At 50.6% G+C, this 16,285-nt stretch carries 17 protein-coding genes; 5 read left to right on the top strand and 12 right to left on the bottom strand.

Going from position 1 to position 16,285, the window contains the following annotated elements; genetic code table 11:
* Window positions 1-2 precede the first annotated feature (2 nt).
* The 7 genes from OB87_RS15255 to OB87_RS15230 all read right to left on the bottom strand — a co-directional run bounded on the left by OB87_RS15255 (window position 3) and on the right by OB87_RS15230 (window position 5,673).
* Entirely contained in the window at window positions 3-836 is an 834-nt protein-coding gene (locus OB87_RS15255; protein WP_033570263.1) for a multinuclear nonheme iron-dependent oxidase, read from the bottom strand.
* The gene (locus tag OB87_RS15250) at window positions 833-1,417 is read right to left on the bottom strand and encodes a hypothetical protein (RefSeq protein ID WP_033570262.1); all 585 of its coding nucleotides are present in this window, start codon (window positions 1,415-1,417) and stop codon (window positions 833-835) included. Before OB87_RS15250 ends, OB87_RS15255 begins: the two co-directional genes overlap by 4 nt.
* Window positions 1,418-1,419: 2 nt before the next feature.
* Entirely contained in the window at window positions 1,420-1,680 is a 261-nt protein-coding gene (locus OB87_RS15245) for a MoaD/ThiS family protein (protein WP_033570261.1), read from the bottom strand.
* Window positions 1,681-1,695: 15 nt separating this feature from the next.
* Complete coding sequence (gene moeB, locus OB87_RS15240; RefSeq protein ID WP_161783619.1) at window positions 1,696-2,781, bottom strand: molybdopterin-synthase adenylyltransferase MoeB; 1,086 nt, start codon at window positions 2,779-2,781, stop codon at window positions 1,696-1,698.
* Between the two features lie 96 nt (window positions 2,782-2,877).
* Window positions 2,878-3,000 (bottom strand): hypothetical protein, encoded by a 123-nt coding sequence (locus OB87_RS21100; RefSeq protein WP_268745839.1) that lies wholly within the window; start codon window positions 2,998-3,000, stop codon window positions 2,878-2,880.
* Window positions 3,001-3,590: 590 nt separating this feature from the next.
* A complete protein-coding gene (locus OB87_RS15235; protein ID WP_033570260.1) occupies window positions 3,591-4,517 on the bottom strand; it encodes an ornithine cyclodeaminase family protein in 927 nt (308 codons plus the stop codon).
* 10 nt (window positions 4,518-4,527) lie between these two features.
* Entirely contained in the window at window positions 4,528-5,673 is a 1,146-nt protein-coding gene (locus OB87_RS15230; protein ID WP_033570259.1) for a DSD1 family PLP-dependent enzyme, read from the bottom strand.
* A gap of 100 nt (window positions 5,674-5,773) precedes the next feature.
* Here OB87_RS15230 and OB87_RS15225 point away from each other — a divergent pair, with 100 nt between their 5' ends.
* The 4 genes from OB87_RS15225 (at window position 5,774) to OB87_RS15210 (ending at window position 11,276) form a co-directional block, all read left to right on the top strand.
* Window positions 5,774-6,685, top strand: coding sequence for a LysR family transcriptional regulator (locus tag OB87_RS15225; RefSeq protein WP_033570258.1), 912 nt, complete (start codon window positions 5,774-5,776; stop codon window positions 6,683-6,685).
* A 971-nt stretch (window positions 6,686-7,656) separates the two neighbouring features.
* A complete protein-coding gene (locus OB87_RS15220; RefSeq protein ID WP_081977400.1) occupies window positions 7,657-8,664 on the top strand; it encodes an L-tyrosine/L-tryptophan isonitrile synthase family protein in 1,008 nt (335 codons plus the stop codon).
* 3 nt (window positions 8,665-8,667) lie between these two features.
* Window positions 8,668-9,336 (top strand): HAD family hydrolase, encoded by a 669-nt coding sequence (locus OB87_RS15215; protein WP_033570257.1) that lies wholly within the window; start codon window positions 8,668-8,670, stop codon window positions 9,334-9,336.
* A 176-nt stretch (window positions 9,337-9,512) separates the two neighbouring features.
* On the top strand, window positions 9,513-11,276 hold the full coding sequence (locus tag OB87_RS15210; protein ID WP_033570256.1) for an L-tyrosine/L-tryptophan isonitrile synthase family protein: 1,764 nt from the start codon (window positions 9,513-9,515) through the stop codon (window positions 11,274-11,276).
* A 62-nt stretch (window positions 11,277-11,338) separates the two neighbouring features.
* Here OB87_RS15210 and OB87_RS15205 read toward each other — a convergent pair whose 3' ends face one another.
* The gene (locus tag OB87_RS15205; protein WP_033570255.1) at window positions 11,339-12,559 is read right to left on the bottom strand and encodes an MFS transporter; all 1,221 of its coding nucleotides are present in this window, start codon (window positions 12,557-12,559) and stop codon (window positions 11,339-11,341) included.
* Between the two features lie 349 nt (window positions 12,560-12,908).
* On the opposite strand from OB87_RS15205, the gene OB87_RS15200 reads away from it, so the two are divergent.
* On the top strand, window positions 12,909-13,250 hold the full coding sequence (locus OB87_RS15200) for a zinc ribbon domain-containing protein YjdM (RefSeq protein ID WP_033570254.1): 342 nt from the start codon (window positions 12,909-12,911) through the stop codon (window positions 13,248-13,250).
* 63 nt (window positions 13,251-13,313) lie between these two features.
* On the opposite strand, the gene OB87_RS15195 is transcribed toward OB87_RS15200, so the two are convergent.
* From OB87_RS15195 to OB87_RS15180, 4 genes are read right to left on the bottom strand one after another with little or no spacing between them, the layout of a single operon-like run.
* On the bottom strand, window positions 13,314-14,039 hold the full coding sequence (locus tag OB87_RS15195; RefSeq protein WP_033570253.1) for a GGDEF domain-containing protein: 726 nt from the start codon (window positions 14,037-14,039) through the stop codon (window positions 13,314-13,316).
* A 4-nt stretch (window positions 14,040-14,043) separates the two neighbouring features.
* Window positions 14,044-14,463, bottom strand: coding sequence for a DUF1987 domain-containing protein (locus OB87_RS15190; RefSeq protein ID WP_033570252.1), 420 nt, complete (start codon window positions 14,461-14,463; stop codon window positions 14,044-14,046).
* Between the two features lie 2 nt (window positions 14,464-14,465).
* Window positions 14,466-15,017, bottom strand: a complete 552-nt coding sequence (locus OB87_RS15185) for a SiaB family protein kinase (protein ID WP_033570251.1) — start codon at window positions 15,015-15,017, stop codon at window positions 14,466-14,468.
* A gap of 27 nt (window positions 15,018-15,044) precedes the next feature.
* Entirely contained in the window at window positions 15,045-16,280 is a 1,236-nt protein-coding gene (locus tag OB87_RS15180; RefSeq protein ID WP_033570250.1) for a SpoIIE family protein phosphatase, read from the bottom strand.
* Window positions 16,281-16,285: the final 5 nt, after the last annotated feature.

The following is a 16,285-nucleotide window of genomic DNA, read 5'->3' as shown; positions in this document are numbered from 1 at the left end:
AGTCAGAATGAAGGGGAGAAATTCATCCTTTGACAGGCATTATCTATATTCCCCAGGTCCGTTACGATCACTTCAGTTGAAATTCCGATCCCTAACTCATAGGTGATAGCTTTAAGGTTAGTACATTGCGTAATGGCTTGTTCTAGTAAAGGGAAAACCTCAGCAACAATTTTTTCTGAGTGCGTATCACGATAACGCCAATGATGTTTAGGATGAACGCTACCACCTGCAATATGAATCTCATTAACGGCAGAAAGTGGCAGGCTAGTTAAGACATCTTCCGGTTTTAGGCCATAATAGATCGCATAAGAAAAGACATGGCTGATATCTAACACGACACCACATTGAGTCGCATCAACCAGACGATGAAAAAACTCACCCAGCGTCATGTCGCCTGCGGCGATACTGAACGAGGGAATTTCAGCACAGAACGGAATACGAGAGACTTGCTGAATACGTTTTACCCCCTCGATGGTCATTGCCAGGACGGATTCACAAAGTACGGGGGCGGCGAAGTAGGGAAGATTGTAAGGACCAACATTCCAAATGCCAATATCTTCCAGGCACCATGCTGCTTGCAATTCATTACTGATTTCACTTTGGCGTTCCAATACATCAGGCCGTAATCCATCAATTCCCGCAGGTTCCATACCGGAAAAATGGTGTATGATTGGGTAATCAATAAAAGTCTGACGAAATGTTTTAGCTACGGCGAGATCTGGAATAGCAACAACAGATAAGTGGCTAATTCCATGCCGAGATAATTGTAATAGCTCACTTAATTTATGGCCATAGCTGTGAGTATAATCAATCCCTAATCCGACGAATGAACTCATGCTGTCTCCTTAAGTGAAATCGCGACTTTCCCGTTTTCATTGTGTAAGCGTAAACATGCTTTTTTATTCTCAAATTTGACATCAGAGAGATGTGTTGCTTTGCTTAATAATGATAATGAAAAATACCTTTCGAGGATAACCTCTTCAGTTATCGATTTATCGGCGATATGACTTACTCTCGACTTCCAGGGAGAGTTTTCTGAATTTGTTGAGATGCCAGAATAAATTCCATCAACCAGGAATATAGTTTTCTCTTCTTCAGTCAGGACGGATTTTTTGACAACAAATGCGCAAAAGCTTTCAATAAGCGTCCTGCTGTTCCAGTTCCAGAAACTGTCTGACTCACAATATGCTATTACCAGGGAGAGAAGCTGTTCTTTGCTAAAAAAACGCGGAGTAAAATGCATATCTGAATAAAGTACAGTACGCAAATTACGCTGTCTGGCTGCGCGTTCAACGAGCAGCCTTTCGCTGTCCATTGTCTGGGCGAGGAACTGATACTCTGTATCAGCATCGCTTATCCGATAGTTATTGCTATATAGCATCGACACATATGCTTTTTGTAACTTTTTTGCGTCCATGATTAACCTCCCGAAATAGCCACTTCAAATGTTAAGTGATCGCCATCGGTTAGAACTGGGTTACTATCAACCGACATCGCATTGTTAATGAAAAGAGTAATGAAAGGTTTTAATTTACAGCTTTCATTTTTTTCAATGGCTATTAATTTAAATGCATCAGGATTTACACTACTAATTTCAAGTAAGATATCATTAAGGTTTTTAGAGTCTGTTGTTATCTTAATTATGCCTTTTATTGATTCTGGTAGAGATATATCAATCATCGTAACACTGCTCCATTAATTATTATGGCATTGACATCCAGGGCGTTTTTTCGTGGTTAACAACAGGTGTTGATTGTTGAGCATATCTATTTTTAATAATTTTCCATTTAAACACTCGCCAATCCCAAGAATGATCTTCAGTACTTCGTTTGCCTGATATATCCCGAGCATTCCAGGGATAACGCCAATAACGCCATTCTCTGTACAGGAGGGGGCTAATTCCGCAGGCGGGGCTTCTGGATAGACACAGCGATAACACGGTGCTTGGTTATTCGAGCGTGTCATTACTTGTCCGGAAAAGCGAAATACGGCTGCAGAAACGACAGGCTTTCCAGCGGCGACAGCTGCGTCGTTAATAATGTATCGCGCTTTAAAGTTGTCGGTACAATCTACGATGACGTCATAACTGTCAACTAATGCATCAATGTTTTCTGGCGTAACCCGATCATCAATAGTATTTATTGTGATCTCAGAGTTTAGTGCTCGAAGAGTATGCAATGCAGAGTCAACTTTTTTCCTTTTCAGCATGTTCTCGTTATGAATAACCTGCCGTTGTAAATTGCTCAGGTCAACAATATCATGATCGACAATAGCAATTTCACCAACACCGGCGGCTGCGAGATACAGAAGACATGATGAGCCGAGCCCTCCGGCACCCACAACCAGTACTTTCGCTTGCATAATTTTAAACTGGCCATCAGAACCGATGTCTTGCAGCGACAGATGTCTTGCGTAACGTTTTTTATCCTTATCACTAAGACTCAGTGGATATTCAATTTTATTCCCCTGAGCTTTCCAGGCTTCAAATCCACCCTGTAGTGAGTAGATATTCGAATAATTAAGAAGCGTTAAACTTAATGCAGCATACCTGGAGCGTAAGCCACTTGCGCAAAAGAGGACGATGGGTTTATCTAGTTCTATTTTTCTTTTCTTCAATTCTATTTCTAAAAATCCACGTCCAATAGTAAGTGCCTTGGGAATAGTACCATCAAGATATTCATGACTTTCTCTTACATCAACCAGAAGAAAGCCATTATTGTCTTTCAATTCATCTATAGATATTGAACGGATACTGTCAATTCCATCGACTATATTGCTCATAAATGAATACCTTTCTATTACTGAAAAGTAAAGTATGGTTTTGATTTCTGTTTGAAATGACCTAATGAAAGGTGGCCGCATTGCGGCCACTTTTTCTTATTCTTGCCACTCTTTATTAGAAACCATGCAGGTTACATCCAGCAGAATTTCATTTTCAGCTTCAGCATTTTCTGCATTCAATTCAGCAACTGCCAACTCTAATTCTTGAGCCTTATCCATATTACTTTCCTTATAGTTTCACATTGAGTTTTTTGAATTAAGCGGGATGTGTTTGTTCCGCGTGACAAATATTATTGGCTACAGTTAATTGTGTCAATAATGTTAAAAGATGTCTTATGATTTGAGATAAAACTCTGTTCACTTAGTTTCTGTATGGTTAATTAGGTGTTTATATCTTTTTTTTAATATAAATGCAGGGAATAATCTCTTGGCTTTACATAATCATTACTAATGATTTTGTAGATAATTAAAATGAAAATTCTTCATCCGTGTTATCTGTGATTGAAAAATAATCTTGATGGTTTTTAAATTATACAATGGTGATTAAATTTTATTGGTGTATTAGTCTGCTACTAATTATATTTATATTTATTTGCCATGTGTTACTTACTTTGTATGTGTTAACAGGTGCTAATGCTCTTTTTCTTAGTGCTCCTTCCTTAATGCCCGTTACTTATTATTAAATAATATTCTGATATGTTCGCTATCCTTCCGTACTCGGCTTTCAGGCCCGAGGTCGTTGGCTGAACGTCAAACCGGATGCCTGATGGGGCGGCATCCGGTGTGCAGTGAGGTTGGTGTATAGCAGTTTAAGCGTGTTGGCGTCGCCAGGTGTCAATCACGGCTTTGGCTACATACAGGTCCTGGATTGCCAGGCCGGAACTGTCGAACACGGTGATGTCCGACGCCGCTTCGCGGCCGGTGACGTTGCCGGAAAGTACATCGCCAATGGCGAAAACGGCCTTATCGTCGCTGGCGTGCTGGAATTCGCCAATACGGTGAGACTGCGCGGGAAGGTCGCAGAATAACCGGCCAGCCATCAGTAGTTCGACCGGCAGTTCCTGTTTGCCGACGGCATCCGAGCCCATTGACGAGACGTGCGTGCCGGGGCGAACCCAGGCAGCATCAAAGAGCGGCGCTCTGGCGGTAGTGGCGGTGATGATGATGTCCGCTGCCCGACAGGCTGCTTCCGCCTGGCAAGACTGGGCAGGCAATGCCTTGGCACGCAGGGCATCCACCATGTTTTGAGTGGCTGCTTCAGAACGCCCGACCACCAGAATCTGCTTGATTGGGCGAATACGTGCTACCGCTTCGGCCTCGTAACGCGCCTGATGACCCGTGCCGAAAACCGTCAGTACCGAGGCGTCGGCGCGCGCCAGCGCATCAGTAGCCACCGCATCGGCAGCGGCGGTGCGATAGGCATTCAGGGTTCCTGCTTCTACCGCTGAGTCGATAACGCCTCTCGACTGGTCGAAAAGGAAGATGATTGAGTTATGGCACGGTAACCCGTTGGCAAGGTTTCCTGGCCAGTAAGAACCGACTTTCAGCCCCGCCAGCTCCGGTGTCGCACCAGACTTTACGGTAAACCGGTTGCCAGGGTCGGAACCGTGGCCGTGGACAACGGGGAAGTTGGCGGTGGCAGGGTGTACCGCATCGATCAGCGCACTGTGCACCGCATCATAGGCCATCGCGTGGCTGGCCAATGCGGCACTGTCTTTCTCATTTATTAAAAACATGATACTTACCTCACCATCCACCGAAACGTGACCATTGCGACAGCGGCGCGTCCGCTTGCGCAGGAATAACCTGATAGGCGTCAAACTGGCCTGCTGTCGCGCAGGCGTGATTCGGCAGAATGCGCAACCGCGTACCGACCGGCAGGTCAGGCAGTGGTTTGTCGCTGCCGGGACGTAGCGCCACAATGCCGTGCTCCTGATTGGCCGCCGTGACGATAAGATCGGGGATGATCTTGCCGTGGTCATCGCAGACGAGGCCGTACCCCTGATCGACCGCCTGATTGGCGGTGCCGCGATCGCGCGAGAGCGCCATCCAACCGGCGTCGACCATGATCCAGCCGCGTGCGGACTGGTGACCAATGACGGTGGTCAGCACCGACAGGGCGATATTGTCGGTCTGGCACACGCCGATCCCGGCCATCACCAGATCGAAAAAGACGTAGACGCCAGCCCGTACTTCAGTCACACCCGTCAGATTGCGGGCGGCGTGCGCGGTGGGGGTTGAACCGATGCTGACGATGGGGCAAGGCAAGCCAGCCTGACGCAGCTTGTCTGCTGCGGTCACCGCCGCATGGCGCTCCTGTTCGGCAAACACCGCGTGGGCATCGGCACCGACTGCACCATAGCTTTCTCCCGCATGTGTTAGTACGCCTTGCAACAATCCGCCACCGTTATGCAGCAGGCGACCGATCTCAATGAGCAGCGATGATTCCGGCGGCAAACCACTGCGATGGCCGTCGCTGTCAACCTCAAGCAGCACCGGGATTCGGATGCCGGATGTTTGAGACGCATCAACGACCGCCTGTGCCTGCTCCATCGAGTCCAGCAGGATGGTCAGGTTACAACCGGCTTTGAGCAACTGTACGACACGGGGCAATTTCTGCGGTGCAATACCCACGGCGTACAGGATGTCTTTGATACCTGCTTCGAAAAACACGTCTGCTTCACGCAGCGTTGAAACGGTTGCTGGTCCGGTGCCATCGGTGAGTACCCGGCGCGCGACCTCCACCGATTTTGCCGTTTTCAGGTGGGGACGTAAGGTGATACCGGCAAATTCAGGGCGATCGCGCAGGCGCGCGATATTGGACAGCATGATTTTTTCGTCGAGTACGAGCGAGGGGGTAGGTAAAGCCGATAGTCGATCGGTCAATGTCATCGTGTTGTTCTCATTTTGCTCTGTCGGTATGAGATTTTTACCCTGTCGCCATTTAGAATGGAATTTACTAAAACTGCATCTGTTGTTAAGACTGACATTAATGATCACTTCACGGGACCTTCATTTCTTTTCCGTTCTTGCCAGTGCCCCTTCACTGGCTGCGGCGGCACGTGCGCTGGATGTAACGGCACCGGCGGTGACGCAACGCTTGCAGGCCCTCGAACAGCGCCTGGGGGTTCAGCTTGTCGACCGTTCCAGTCACCGCTACCACCTGACGGCGGAGGGGGCCTTGCTGGCGGAAAAAGGGGCGGAGGTGTTGGACCATATCGAGGGGATCGCCGCCCTGCTTGCTGAACGGCGAAACGAGGTGATTGGTCCACTAAGAGTGCTGGCCCCGCTGGGGTTTGGGCGAGCCTATGTGGCGGAAGCGGTAACACGCATGTGTCGGCAATTTCCGACCATCGAACCCTCGCTGATGCTGTCGGATGCACCGATTGGTACGCTGGATATCGATGACTGGGATGTGTTGATCCATGTCGGTCCCTTGACCGACTCCAGCCTGGCGTTGCGGCCGCTGGCACCCAATCGCCGAATTCTGTGCGCCGCGCCTGACTATCTGGCGCAACACGGGATGCCTGAGCATCCGATGGATCTTCCCCGCCACGTATGCGGCGTGTTGCGGGAAGACCGGGCGGATGCGTCGTTGTGGGGATTTGCCCGACGTGCCGAGGGTGAGACGAAGACCGTGCGTATCAGGCCCGTTTTTACCAGTAATGACGGCGAGGTGGTCAGAAATTGGGCCGTCGCCGGGCTTTGCCTGATTCAGCGTTCCGAGTGGGCTGTCGCTGACGATCTGAAAGCTGGAAGGCTGGTCGAGGTGATGCCTGACTGGCAACTGCCTAACGCGGATGTGGTCGCCCTGCTGGGGCCTCGGGCAGGACGTGCAGCACGTATGGAACGGTTCGTTGAAATACTGAAAGCATTACTGGTGCCAATTCCCTGGCGCGTGTAGTAGTGGCACGTGCGGAGGATTCAAACACATCATGCTATCTCACATGGTAAATATATTGTTACAAATATGTAGCCATGAACAATTGGGTTTAATAAAAATAATTAGCATGAGATGAAATGAAATATTTTCACTGTGAATCATATCCGAACATTGTTCTGTACACGGAAAGGAAATTGCACCGGATAAATCAGGTAGTGCATAACCCGTGACTATCAGGGAATTGACGGGAAAAAAAGGAGACAATAAATGCACTAAATGTACCTATGCTGATAGTGTGATGACATGTTGCTCTTTTTCTCGTGGTTACTTGTCGGTTATTTTCATGGAGGTGCAATTCGGGAGGGGGTTCTCTTCGGTAATGAATCGAATTATTTTGGGTATGGAATCATAGGGTGGAAATTTTTTTCTTATTATTTCCTTATTGTTTGTGTGTGAATATTGTCGTTCGTTCCCCTCTTTTTGGGAATTAATTAATATATTCTAATTGCATTTATTATTTTATTATAAATTTCACATGTAAATAGTTTTCTGTGGAGAATTTCAGATTGTTCAAAAAAGATGAATTTCATATTCAATAAGTTCTATTGACGATCAGAGAGTATCAACTTAAGCTCACAACGATTTTTTCACAGATAAATCTTCTTTCATGCTCTCATTTAAAAGATTGATTATTAATTGCCTTGATTAATGATGGTCGGTATTTAAATGAGTTGACGAAATATGAAAGGGGAAGTCCTATGCGCTACGGTAATTAGTGAATAGGGAATTAATATCGCTGACATACCTATTATACCCAAAATAATTCGAGTTTCAGGGCAAAACGGTTTGTGTTTTGAATGCTATTAGCAGCGGCCCCGAAGGGGCGAGGCTCATGAAATGGGCCGAGTAATGCAGCCAACACGCCTGTAACTTGATGTATGACGGGTATATTCGAATGAATGATGGTGAGGTCATATATAAAGGTTATGAATATGCCTATTCAGAAAAAAGAACATCGGCTAAATAGCGTCGATGATTTTTTGGTGAAAGCTGACGCGAAAGACATCGCGTTAGCAATTATTGAAACGATATTCGCCCGCCGCTGCCTGGTAGAGGAGGGAAACCCGAATAATTGCCGGTATGAGGATGAAATCGCACCTCATCTTGATACCATCATACAGGCGGTCAACCAGCAACAGCCAATAGTCATGATTCTTCCTGCCTTTCCGGGAAAGTCGCCGAATCGCAAAAAAACCCTCAGCCATCTTCCTGATTATGCAGAGCTGTATGCATTGGATAATTTACATGAATTGTGTCAGGACATTCGCCGTGTTTACCAGCCTGGTGCTGTTATCGGAATTTGTTCTGACGGCTATGTTTTTTCCGATGTGGTCCGAATCCCCGACCGTCAGGTGAAAGCGTACACGGATGTGATCAGCGACTATTGCACGAAAAAATATCCGGGTATGTTTTTTATGTATGACCTGATTGATACCTATCCGGGCATCAAGGATCTCGATTCTCTGCGGGAAGAATTGATGATTCAGTACGGCACATCGTTACTGGCGCTGAAGAGCCGGGTTAAAGAGGAGCCTGAAGCGGCTTCCATGTATCGCGGCGTGACGCGTTTTCTGTGTGAGGATTACGGTGGCATGGAGGAGTTTACCGGCGTCAGTAATGCTCAAATCCAGAAAGTGGCTCGTGTAGCTGCCTACCGGGTCATCCAGCGCAGTGAAGCCTGGAGCAAACATCTGGAAGAGAAGTTCCCGCAGGCGGTGCGTCTGTCGATTCATCCGCAATTCCGCATTTCCAAAAAAATCGGCATAAAACTGGCACCGGTAAAAGATCGCTGGCGGACGCCGTGGCATTCAGTGGCGGTGAAACGCGGGGCCGACATTTATCTGGAAAAGCGCAGCAATGTGGATGAGCGCCAATATCACCTCATCTTCAAGTCGGGCCGCCCGTTTCATTACGTCAGCACTCAAGTCAGCGCGGAGTAAGCTATGTCGGTAAATAAAGCCGTGATCTTCGATCTGGACGGTACGCTGGTCGATACCTTGCCCGGCATTGCATTTGCCTTGCGTCAGGCGCTGGGGGGATTAGGCGTCACGCCGGACCCGGCATTCATTGTCAGGGCGCATATTGGCGGCGGGTCGGGAAACATGTTGGCTGCGGCCGCCAGACATCATGGCATCAGCGATACGATGGCGTTGTCGCAACGCTACCACGCGCTGTATCAGGCGCATTGTCTGCACGATACCGTTTGCTATGTTGGTGTGAAGGAACTGGCTGCGGCGCTAAAAGCACAAGGCGTCAGGCTGGCGGTATTAACCAACAAAGATGAGGTGTTGTCTCACCGAATTGTGCAGGCGCTATTCCCGCCGGATACCTTTGCGTTGCTCTATGGTGCCCGGTCTGATCGTCCGCTTAAGCCGGATAGCCGCGGCTTGCAACAGGTGATGGCCGCATTGGAAACGACGAGCGAACAGTGTCTGTATGTGGGCGATACATCGATTGACGTACAAACAGCAAACCGTGCTGACGTTGCCGTCACTTACGTCACATGGGGTTATGGCGATGTTGATAACATGGCCGATTGGCAGCCAAATTATGTTTGTCATGACGTGGCGGAGTTGAATGCCTGTCTGCGCCAATTACGCCTGGTGGGATAGGCTCTAAGAATACGTTGGCTTTATATTTTATCTGGTCTTGTTATTTTTCTGGCGACGCAATTTCAGAATGAAATGGCGTGCCTGTTTATTATCTGTAAGTGCAAGAAATATCCGACGCATTGTTTTCTTGTTGAATGAAAACGATGGGAAACACCCAATATTAATGGAGTGGAATTATGCACGATAGTTTGAATGAAACGGTCGGTAAGATAGCCGACATTGTAAAATCTTATCTGGTTCAGGCACCACATGATCGTTTTGAACCGGAGGGGCGTGCAGTGCTGGAAAAACAAATTAGCGCCTTCCTGCACACGTCTAAACCTGTCAGCTTTGTCCTGCCGGGTTTCCCCTGTAAATCTCCCAATGTTGTCGATAAGTCTTTTGGTATTTTGCCGGATTATGGCGATGTGATTTCCATCAATCGCCTGGAGTCGTTGGCGAAAGCGATTCAGGGATTATATAAACCTGGCTGTCAGGTAACTATTTTAAGTGATGGTACAACCTTTAATGATATTGTCGAGGTTCCTGATCAAACCCGTGAAGAATATAACCATCAGTTACGCACGTTGATTCAGTCACCTTATATTGAATGGAAAGCTCTTGGCGATTTCTTCCCTGATGCCCGCTCGGATGAGGAAACGCGTAAAGCGTTGATTAAGTCGGCCGGGTTACCGTACAAGGGAATAACTGATTTTATCAAACGCGTCAGGAGTCATGATGAGCTGGCAGCGACGCACGATAAAATCTGCAGTTATTTGTATAACGATGTGCGGCTGAACCGGCAGCCTCAGCAGTCGAATGAAGATTACCTGAATAGCGTGGCGGAAAAAGCCTATCAAATGATGTATCGCGGCCAGGCGTTAAGTGCGCTGGTGGAACGGGCTTTTCCTGACGCTATTCGTCTGTCGGTTCATCAGTATGACAACGATGGCCCGAAATTTACCTTCGGTTTTGCCGATGGCCTTTCCACCGTGCGTCAACCGTGGCACAGCGTGCCGGTGCTGTCGGCGGCGGGGAATGTGTCGCTGCTGGGGCACGCCAGCGTCGATAAAGACCGCCATGTGTTGGTAACCTATCAGGGACATCCCTGGGTATATGTAGAAAGTGGGGACGCCAGTGCCGGAAAATTTACCTACGAACTGCTCAAGCAGCCGTTGTTCGGCCTGAAAATCGACGACCCACAAGGGCTGGGGGTTGAGGCATTGTCACCGACATTCCTGGCTTTCCTGTCTGCTCAGTTCGGTTTTGTGTGTATCAAGGGCGTGCAGTTTGAGCGTAGTGAGCAACTGGAAACGTTTTGCCAGCCGTTCGGCGAGGTTTTCCAGTGGCAGTTCGGTGCGGTGCATGTGGTGAAACCGGAAGAAAAGCCGAATGGATTCGTGCATTCGCTGGAGAAAACGCCGATACACTGGGACCTGAGCATGATCCGGCTGGATCACGAACAGGTCGGCGGCAACCCCTGGTTTACCGCAGAGCGTTTCATGTTGTATTGCAAAACCCCGCCGAAGAAAGGCGAAGGCAGCACCACGGTGGTGGATGGCCGTATCGTGATGGAAATGGTTGGCCCGGATGTTGTGAAAAAATGGGAAGACATTCACATCACCTATAACACCCCCATGACCTATTTCGGCGGTAAACCTCGCACTTATCCGCTGGTGTATGCGCACCCGAAAACCGGCCAAAAGGCGTTCCGTTATCAGGAAGGCAGCGATTCTGAATTACAGAAATTTACCGTCGAGGTGGAAGGCGTTTCCGGGCAGGAAAGCCGTGCCCTCATCGAAGAGCTTGACCGGCTGGTGTACGATGAGCGCTGCATGATTGCCCATGACTGGGATCAGGGCGACCTGCTGATCATCGATAACTGGCAGACGCTACACGGCCGACTGCCGATGACCGAAGCATCGCGCAGTCGCGAGTTATGGCGGGTGCAGGTGTTTTGACTGTCACAGTACGATACGTGGTTCAACGGGGCGAGTTCGCCCCGTTATTGAACCGGCAGGATCTACGTGTTTTCTCCCGCCTCCAGCGTCTGGCGTTGGGTCAGCGTCGGGAAATATTTCATCCATATCGCCACTACCAACAGGGTGCCGACACCACCCAGCACGATAGCGGGCACCACCCCCAGCCAGGCGGCGGTCACGCCGGACTCAAATTCCCCCAGTTGATTGGAGGTGCCGATGAAGATGGAGTTGGCGGCACTGACCCGGCCACGCATGTCATCCGGTGTTTCCAGTTGCACCAGCGTTGAGCGGATCACCACGCTGACCATATCGGACGCGCCGAGAAACAGCAGCGCGAACAGCGACAGAAACAGATTGGTGGACAGGCCAAACGCGATGGTGGCCGCGCCGAACATCGCCACCGCCGAGAACATGATTTTTCCGACGTTGCGGGTGAGTGGGCGACGACTCAGGTAGACAGACATCAGTACCGCACCGAGCGCAGGCGCGCAACGCAACAGCCCCAGTCCCCACGGGCCAGTGTGCAGGATATCTTTGGCGACGATGGGCAGCAGTGCGGTGGCGCCGCCGAGCAGCACGGCGAACATATCCAGCGAGATAGACCCCAGAATCACCGGATTACGGCGGATAAAGTTCATGCCGCCAAACAGGCTTTCCAGACTCACCGGTGTACGGGCCAGTGCCTTGTACTCGTAGCGCAGGTTGAGCAGCACCAGAAACGAAATCAGAAAGCAGGCTACGCTGGAAGCGTAAAGGGTGGTGGCACCGATCAGGTAAATCAGGCCACCGAGCGCCGGGCCGGCGATAACGGTGGCTTCACGTGCGGAGGCCATCAGCGCCACGGCGCGGGACAGCAGGCCGGGCGCAATCAGGTTTGGTAGCAGCGCCTGTGTTGCGGGCATTTCAAAGGCCCGCGTAGCACCCAGCAGCGCGGAACAGGCATAAATCATGGTGGCGCTGATGGTATGGGTGACGTTGCCCAGTACCAGCACCAGTACGGTGGCGGCCATCAGCAGGCGGCAGCACAGGATAATCACACGGCGGTTGTACTGATCCACCGCGTGCCCGGCAACCAGGGTTAGCGCCAGCTGCGGCAGAAATTGAGCCAGACCGACCAGGCCCAGATTCAGCGCGCTGTTGGTCAGGTCATACATCTGCCAGCCAATCCCGACCACCAGCATCTGAAATGCAAAGGAAGAGGCGATTTGTCCGATCCAGAAGCACAGAAAGGTGGGGTTTTTAAGCGGGGAAACGGTTTCCACAGGTTGTTATCCATGACGGCAATTGTAATGAGAGGTGTTCAGTGTACCTAAGCTATTGTTTTATTAAACTGACGTTTTCTCCACAGATGTAAGCAAAATATAACGGACTACGCGGACTGGCGTGTATTGAAAAACCCGGTTCCGATGTGACCATGTGGTCCACGCGGTGACGAAAAGAAAAGTGAATGAATTGAGTGGCTTTGATGGCAAAGGATGAGAAATATTGATTTATCAGGCTCTTTTTGCTGTCGGCAAGCGAGGAAAGGCGATAAAATAATAAACATGGGATTTTTTATCCATTGATATATTTAAATATTATTTAACTTATTTGGTTTTAACGAGGATTTGTATGCAACAGTTGCCCGCTTGCCCAAAATGTCAGTCAGAATATACCTGGCAGGATGATGCCATGCTTAATTGCCCTGAATGCGGGCACGTGTGGTCGATGCAGGGCGATGACGGTGTACAGGAAGAAGGGCTGGTGGTGCGCGACGCCAACGGCAACCTGCTGGCGGATGGCGATACCGTTACCGTCGTCAAGGATCTGAAAGTCAAAGGCAGTTCATCGACGCTGAAAATCGGCACCCGCGTGAAAGGGATTCGTCTGGTGGAAGGTGATCACAATATCGATTGCAAAATCGACGGTTTCGGCGCAATGAAGCTGAAATCTGAGTTTGTGAAGAAAAACTGATCTGAGAAACCGCGATCGATGAATGCCTCGTACTGCCCGGATTGCTCTGGGCAGCCAGGTCGTTTAGCTTACCGCGTCGATCGGCATGTATTCCACCCGATTGCGGCCTTGATGTTTAGCCTGGTACAGCGCGGTATCGGCGGTGCTGTACAACGTGTCGAATCCGGTGTGCGTTGGTGCCCAACTGACGCCGAAACTGGCGGTTACCTTCTGCTGGGGCAGCGCGTCTAGCGCTGTGTCATTCAGGCTGGCATGGATGTGTTCCGCGACATCTACCGCCGCCATCAACGTATAGCCATCCAGCAGGATGGTGAACTCCTCGCCGCCGACGCGGCCAATGCTGCCTTTCCCCTGCAATACGTCACGGATTCGGGCGATCAGCGAGCAGATCACCGCATCACCAGTCGGATGGCCGTAAGCGTCGTTGACCTGCTTGAAATGGTCGATATCCAGCACAATCAGCGCGGCCTGATCCTGTTCCAGCGCATGGTCGACCAGATCGATGATCGCGCTGCGGTTGAATACATCGGTCAGCGGGTCATGGGTGGCTTTGTATTCCAGCTCCACCGCCAATTGGTGCAGTTGGGTATTGAGGCGGGTCAGTTCCCGCTCAGCACGGTCGCTGCGGGTAATCAGTCGGTGGGTTTCACGCACCAACCGTTGATAGTGTTCCGCCAGCATAATCAGGCTTTCCCGGTACACCTCCGCCGGCATATCGGCCTGCGCGGCGATGTTGCGGGCTGACAACAGGATGTCATATTCGGGGGTGAACAGTTCATAGCTACTCATGCCGTTACTCCAGAATGTGAGGGTGGTATTCGAGTGCCGAAAAATCGATATGCAGCTCCTGCCCGAACTCCTCGGCGATGTCGTCTTCCTGGTCGTAATACCAGTGCAGCGCGATGGGAAGCTGCTGCTGTGCGGCTTGATCGAGCATATTGAACAGGCTGAACAGCATTTTGGTGCTGGAACTGTTGAAGTAGGGTAGCGACACATGCACGTCAACGCGCGTTGATTGCGCTGTCGCGCTGGCAAGACGAGTCTGCAGGTAGCGCTGAATGCGTTCAATCAGCGGGCCGTAAAATGCCGCTGCATTTTCCGGGTAAGACTCGCCGGATAACGAAAGCTGGTGTGTGTCAAAACGAAAGTCCACTGTCGGCGTACTGGCTGTGCCGACGATGTGAAGATTGTCCGTTGTTATTATGTCTGTCATGGTTAGATCAGCGCCTTCAGATAAAACGTGGAGAGCCCGGTGGTGGCATCGCTACGAAAGGTGAATTGCAGTGGCTCGCTGGCGTCGCGGGCCACGGTCAACAGGCCAATATCTGCGCCTTTGCTGGCAGTCGGAATGTCTTCACGCAGTGAGGCCTTATAGGCAAGCCGGATTTCATCAAGCGTCATCGCGCATAGCGGCTCCAGCCGCTGGCGCAGTTTCTCCGCATCCGCCGGATACACCCGGTTGGCGCTCAACAAAAAGTATTTTCCTGCCTCAACGCCGATACACACGGAACCGTGACGGATTTCGTTTTCCTGTTCTTCCGACGTAAGCGCCGAGGCGGAGTAATGAATGATGTTCTGCACCATTTCCACAAAGCTGGAAAACAGCTTGCGGCGTACATTGGGCGGCACCCGGCTTTTTTCCAGTTGCAGCCGCACCGTTTCCGCCAATGAGCAGATGATGTTTTGTGAAAAGTACCCCACATAATACAGCGCGATATTTTGCTGTTGGGTGAGGTCAAAAAATTCTGTGTACTTCGTTTCGGACATGTTCCGGTTTTACCTGGTTGATAATGTTCACGGGTGCCTGAAGCCCCAAAATGTAAGATCGTCCCGTCTTTCCTGTGCGCCCTGCCAGGTATGATGGTGTTGTAATAGTTGGTTTGCCAGCGCGTTCATGGGTAATGCTTTGACGCGTTGCAGCAGGTTTTGCAGGCGGCGCTTCCCAAATTTGATCTGGCGCTCGCCGCCAATTTGATCGAGCAGGCCATCGGTGGTGGCAAAGAACAGGTCTTGTGATGACAGCGGGCGTTGAAAGGCGGGCCAGCTGTAATCGTATGGCGTGTTGGTATAACCCACGCCCATGCGGTCGCTGTCGAGCGTCAGCAGCTCGCCGCTTTGCGACTCGATCAGAAACGCCGTCATCCGGGCGCTGGCCCAATTGAGCGTCTGCTCAGCGGTATTCACGTACACCACCAGCGCATCGCAGCCGTCGTCAGAAGCCGTGGTTTGCCCCGGATAGCCGCTCTTTTGCCCCAGCGTGTCCTTGATATAGCGATTGATGCCGCCAAGCAGCAGCCCCGGTTGGTCCGGGCGATGCTGGGCCAGCGCCTGTTCCAGCGCCGAGTTGAAAATCAATGTCATGAAGGCACCGGGCACGCCATGACCGGTACAGTCGGCGAGCACCGCCAGCCAGCCGTGGTCATAGCGTCTGAAGGCATAACTGTCGCCGCCAACACAATCGCGCGGTTCCCAAACCAGACAGCCGTCTTTCAGCGTATCGGTCATCGTCTGTCGGAATGGCGTAAGCATCGCCCCCTGGATCACGCTGGCGTATTCTATACTTTGTACGATGTGCTGATGCTGGCGGACATGAGTTTCCGACACGATGCGGAATAGATCGATACCCAGGCCGATACCGAGATAGCGGCCGTTTTCGGTAATAATAAAGCCGTCAGCCAGAAAGCGGTCGCCGCTGATTACCGCCTTATCTGCCACGTCGCTCAGCGAGGCGGCGGCTTCGACGATCAGCGGGGTTTTATCCATGAAGGCGATACAGCTTTTTCGGTCATACAGTTCGCGGTAGTAAGGGCGGGCCATCTGTGACAGAAAGCTGTGGCGGTTGATCAGGCCGAACGGACGTCCTTCTTCCACCACCGGCAGGCTAACCAGATCCTTATGGCGGCCAAACAGGTGCAATACGGTGGCGTTATCCGTGGTGGGAGATACATCCGGCGTGGTGATACACAAGTCGCGTGCACTTGGGAAGGAAACGAAACGTAATCGATGTTCCTGTGGCGGTAAGGCACTCATTGTCT

It is taken from the genome of Dickeya undicola (assembly GCF_000784735.1).
Lineage (GTDB): Bacteria > Pseudomonadota > Gammaproteobacteria > Enterobacterales > Enterobacteriaceae > Dickeya > Dickeya undicola.
This window is presented reverse-complemented; position numbering and strand designations above follow the sequence as displayed.

Bases quoted from the DNA above. Each gene is read 5' to 3' on its own strand.
- OB87_RS15255 (WP_033570263.1), bottom strand. From the start codon at position 836: ATGAGTTCATTCGTCGGATTAGGGATTGATTATACTCACAGCTATGGC.
- OB87_RS15250 (WP_033570262.1), bottom strand. From the start codon at position 1,417: ATGGACGCAAAAAAGTTACAAAAAGCATATGTGTCGATGCTATATAGC.
- OB87_RS15245 (WP_033570261.1), bottom strand. From the start codon at position 1,680: ATGATTGATATATCTCTACCAGAATCAATAAAAGGCATAATTAAGATA.
- moeB (WP_161783619.1), bottom strand. From the start codon at position 2,781: ATGAGCAATATAGTCGATGGAATTGACAGTATCCGTTCAATATCTATA.
- OB87_RS21100 (WP_268745839.1), bottom strand. From the start codon at position 3,000: ATGGATAAGGCTCAAGAATTAGAGTTGGCAGTTGCTGAATTGAATGCA.
- OB87_RS15235 (WP_033570260.1), bottom strand. From the start codon at position 4,517: ATGTTTTTAATAAATGAGAAAGACAGTGCCGCATTGGCCAGCCACGCG.
- OB87_RS15230 (WP_033570259.1), bottom strand. From the start codon at position 5,673: ATGACATTGACCGATCGACTATCGGCTTTACCTACCCCCTCGCTCGTA.
- OB87_RS15225 (WP_033570258.1), top strand. From the start codon at position 5,774: ATGATCACTTCACGGGACCTTCATTTCTTTTCCGTTCTTGCCAGTGCC.
- OB87_RS15220 (WP_081977400.1), top strand. From the start codon at position 7,657: ATGCCTATTCAGAAAAAAGAACATCGGCTAAATAGCGTCGATGATTTT.
- OB87_RS15215 (WP_033570257.1), top strand. From the start codon at position 8,668: ATGTCGGTAAATAAAGCCGTGATCTTCGATCTGGACGGTACGCTGGTC.
- OB87_RS15210 (WP_033570256.1), top strand. From the start codon at position 9,513: ATGCACGATAGTTTGAATGAAACGGTCGGTAAGATAGCCGACATTGTA.
- OB87_RS15200 (WP_033570254.1), top strand. From the start codon at position 12,909: ATGCAACAGTTGCCCGCTTGCCCAAAATGTCAGTCAGAATATACCTGG.
- OB87_RS15195 (WP_033570253.1), bottom strand. From the start codon at position 14,039: ATGAGTAGCTATGAACTGTTCACCCCCGAATATGACATCCTGTTGTCA.
- OB87_RS15190 (WP_033570252.1), bottom strand. From the start codon at position 14,463: ATGACAGACATAATAACAACGGACAATCTTCACATCGTCGGCACAGCC.
- OB87_RS15185 (WP_033570251.1), bottom strand. From the start codon at position 15,017: ATGTCCGAAACGAAGTACACAGAATTTTTTGACCTCACCCAACAGCAA.
- OB87_RS15180 (WP_033570250.1), bottom strand. From the start codon at position 16,280: ATGAGTGCCTTACCGCCACAGGAACATCGATTACGTTTCGTTTCCTTC.